The sequence below is a fragment of the Oleiphilus sp. HI0117 genome (assembly GCF_001635235.1).
Genome location: NZ_LWGA01000787.1, coordinates 1 through 3,329 on the forward strand (window position 1 = coordinate 1; position 3,329 = coordinate 3,329).

A 3,329-nucleotide genomic window follows, 5' to 3' on the forward strand; every position below is an offset into this window, starting at 1 on the left:
TTCGACACTTTTAGCTTGACTAAAAAGTAACTATAAGACACTATTGTTTAAAAGTGACATATAGACACTAAATGAATTAAAAACAACCTTAGAGGAATCGATTATGTTAGGTATCAAATATTACAAAGCGGATGCATCAACATTTGTGATTAAAACTGTAAATGGCAAGGTTCGAAAGAAAGGTAAGGGTTTAAGTTTCTTTTATAGCCCAGCAACGACATCGATCGCAGCGCTACCTGTCAACGTGCAAGAAGCGCCGTTTATCTTTGGCTTGCAAACGGCAGACTATCAATCTGTTCGTGTTCAAGGGCAGGTCAGCTTTAGGGTTGAGTCGGCAGAAAAGACGGCAGATATGTTGAACTTTTCCTTGGCCAAAAACGGTGAGTCATTTATTTCTGATGACCCAATGAAATTGAGTGATCGTGTAATTCGAAAGTTACAGACGACTGCGCAAAGCAATATTCAGAAGTGTAGCTTAAGGGAGTCCTTAGTTGCCGTTCAATCATTGGTAGAGCTATTAAGAAAGGCTGTTAGTAATGACCCTTCTTTGGATGAAATGGGCTTGATGGTTTTGGATATTTCAATCACCGCCATTACCCCTACGCCAGAAACTATGAAAGCTTTGGAGGCAGTGGCAAGAGAAGAGATACTTAAGCAGTCAGATGATGCAACATACGGTCGTCGCAAAGCGTCTGTAGAGCAAGAACGTATGATCAAAGAGGCAGAGCTTGAAACGGATATGTCTGTTCAGCAAAAAGAACAACTTATGGCGGAGCAGAGAGTTGCAAACGAACGTGCACTTTTAGCCAGCAAAGCGCAAATAGAGCAGGAATCTTTGCAGGCAGAAATTGATAGAGAGGAGCAACGTAAAGACCTTGTTATGCGCAGTGCTGAGAATAATCGGACTGAGGCGGATGTTGAGAGCTATGCAATTGCCTCAAAAATGGAAGCGTTTAAAACCTTACCTGTAGAGAACTTAAAAGCAATGGCCTTAGCCAATATGGAGCCAGATCAGCTGATGGCCATGGCGTTTGAATCGTTAGCACAGAACGCTGGCAAAATTGGTGAATTGACGATTACGCCAGATTTGTTCGGCCAAATGATGAAACGAAATGTGGCTTGATAAATTGACTTTGAATTTAATGACTAAGAAGAGTAAATGACATGAACGATTGTACCTTTGTGCTAGTAACCCGAAAGACTCGATTGCAAGAGTTGGTCGAGCGCTTCAATAGCTGGGCTCAGGCCAAGTTTTATCTGGAGCACAATCAGGTCAATGTTCAAGATTACCTGGATGAAAACGTACGCTATCAGAGTCAGATTCAAGAAGCGGAAAGTATTCTACGTACCTTAGGTCGCTTTCAGCGTATTGAACGCTCGATGCTAACGTCGTATCAATTTGGTCAAACCGATGTTGTGGTAGTGATCGGTCAGGATGGTTTAGTCGCAAACACCTTAAAGTACTTAAATCGACAGCCTTTAATAGCGATTAATCCTGACCCTAAACGGTGGGACGGCGTACTGCTTCCTTTTGAGCTAGCGCAGTTGAAAGAAGTTGTGACAAGAACAACGAAGGGCAAGTTATCAAGCAAAAATATCACTTTGGCTCAGGCGAGTACTAATGACGGACAAGTTATTTATGCGGTGAATGATTTGTTTATTGGTCCTAAGTCGCATACGTCTGCACGTTACTGCATACGTTGGAACCAGATGGAAGAAGTGCAAAGTTCATCAGGTATTATCGTTTCAACCGGCTTAGGTTCAAGTGGTTGGCTTCAGTCTATCGTTACCGGAGCTAGCGGTGTTGCTGGTATGGCGAATGAAGCCCAAAAGGAAATATTCGATTGGAGCGAGCAGCGTTTGAAGTTTGCAGTACGCGAACCCTTTCCAAGCCAGACAACTGGAACACAGTGCGTTTATGGCGAGATTAAAGGTAGCGAACCTTTAGGGCTTGAGTCATATATGCCGGAAAATGGTGTCATTTTCTCTGACGGCATCGAAGATGATTTTATACAGTTTAACTCTGGTTGCCTGGCAACCATCAAAGTAGCAGAGAGACAGGGTAATTTAATCACCAACTAACTATGCCCGACACATGATGTCGCTTTGGTGTTTATAGTAAGAAATATTCAAGCGTTGAAAAAATTATAGAGCGAAGGTGAGTAAGCGTTATGGCAGAAAAAGTAATCATATATGTGGACCTTGACGATACCTTGTGTGCTTACACAAAAGCCTACGACTGCTCTATCGTCCAAAGCCCAGAACTTGCTTACCCGCAAAGCCAAAAAGGGTTTTATCAGTCGCTTGAGCCCATCAAAGATGCAATATCAGTGTTTAAGTGGCTATGTGAACAAGCGAATTTTGATGTCTACATCCTAACAGCTCCTTCACTGTGCAACCCTATGTGCTATTCAGAAAAGCGTCTTTGGGTAGAGCAGCATTTGGGTTCCGAGCACGTACATCGCTTGATTATTTCTTATCACAAGAACCTATTGAAGGGTGACTACTTGATAGATGACCGAAGAGAAGGCCGAGGGCAGGAATCATTTGGCGGGGCACTTATTCAGTACGGAAGCTCGCAGTTTAAAAACTGGTTAGAAGTGAAGCACTATTTCAGAAACATAGGCCAAGACTAGAGGACAGGTATGAATCATCCAACCACACAGCATCCGGATATCTTGTGCTTTAGAGCTTTTGATATGAGGGATCATTTTCCTCAACCTATAGAAACATTCAGAGAAGCGTTAGAGTTACTTCAATCTGATCGCGCCTACCTACCCGAAGAAAGCTCTCAAATTACCTGCTACCTCAAGAGCGGCGAATCAATACAAATACCCGATTCTTTTTACTGGAAAGAGGTGCGGAGGTTTCCAAACGAAGATGACGCTAGAAAGTGGGTGATTGATCGTATGGATGAAATTCAGAGTGGTGCTTCTTTTCCAATCTTTGGGCTGGTCATTGCTGACCCCAAATTGCCTGTTGAGGATCAAGTAAAAGAGGCCTTGGCTTACTCAGATACTGAAATCATTGATCCAAGCGAGAATGATCGGGTATGTGCTGATGTTAATGCATGGCTGAATGCTGCGGTTAGCGCAATGCCGGGCAATCGACCTGACGATTATAGGGCTGAAAGATTAACTCGTATGCGAGCCGCAATTAATGATTTACCTTCTGCAAATCACGAGCGCAAGGAGTCGCCCGCAAGTCGTGACACGGAAGAGAATATCTTGAATAAGAGTCCGGAAGACGATGGTTTACTGGAGTTTATAAAGACTGCGCAAGCCAAGCAAAACAATCCGGCAAGGTGGGTGATAACCTGCCGTGATTAT

The 3,329-nt window shown here is 43.3% G+C and carries 4 protein-coding genes; all 4 read left to right on the forward strand.

Going from position 1 to position 3,329, the window contains the following annotated elements; all coding sequences use genetic code 11:
* Positions 1 to 103 precede the first annotated feature (103 nt).
* Entirely contained in the window at positions 104 to 1,123 is a 1,020-nt protein-coding gene (locus tag A3757_RS12825) for an SPFH domain-containing protein (protein WP_068567302.1), read from the forward strand.
* Between the two features lie 41 nt (positions 1,124 to 1,164).
* A complete protein-coding gene (locus A3757_RS12830) occupies positions 1,165 to 2,082 on the forward strand; it encodes a sugar kinase (RefSeq protein WP_068567300.1) in 918 nt (305 codons plus the stop codon).
* 89 nt (positions 2,083 to 2,171) lie between these two features.
* Positions 2,172 to 2,636, forward strand: coding sequence for a hypothetical protein (locus tag A3757_RS12835; protein WP_068567298.1), 465 nt, complete (start codon positions 2,172 to 2,174; stop codon positions 2,634 to 2,636).
* A 9-nt stretch (positions 2,637 to 2,645) separates the two neighbouring features.
* The coding region (locus A3757_RS12840) for a hypothetical protein (protein ID WP_068739741.1) at positions 2,646 to 3,329 on the forward strand (684 nt) is incomplete at its 3' end.

Excerpts from the sequence above, each read along its gene's own strand:
- A3757_RS12825 (WP_068567302.1), top strand. The coding sequence starts at position 104 with ATGTTAGGTATCAAATATTACAAAGCGGATGCATCAACATTTGTGATT.
- A3757_RS12830 (WP_068567300.1), top strand. The coding sequence starts at position 1,165 with ATGAACGATTGTACCTTTGTGCTAGTAACCCGAAAGACTCGATTGCAA.
- A3757_RS12835 (WP_068567298.1), top strand. The coding sequence starts at position 2,172 with ATGGCAGAAAAAGTAATCATATATGTGGACCTTGACGATACCTTGTGT.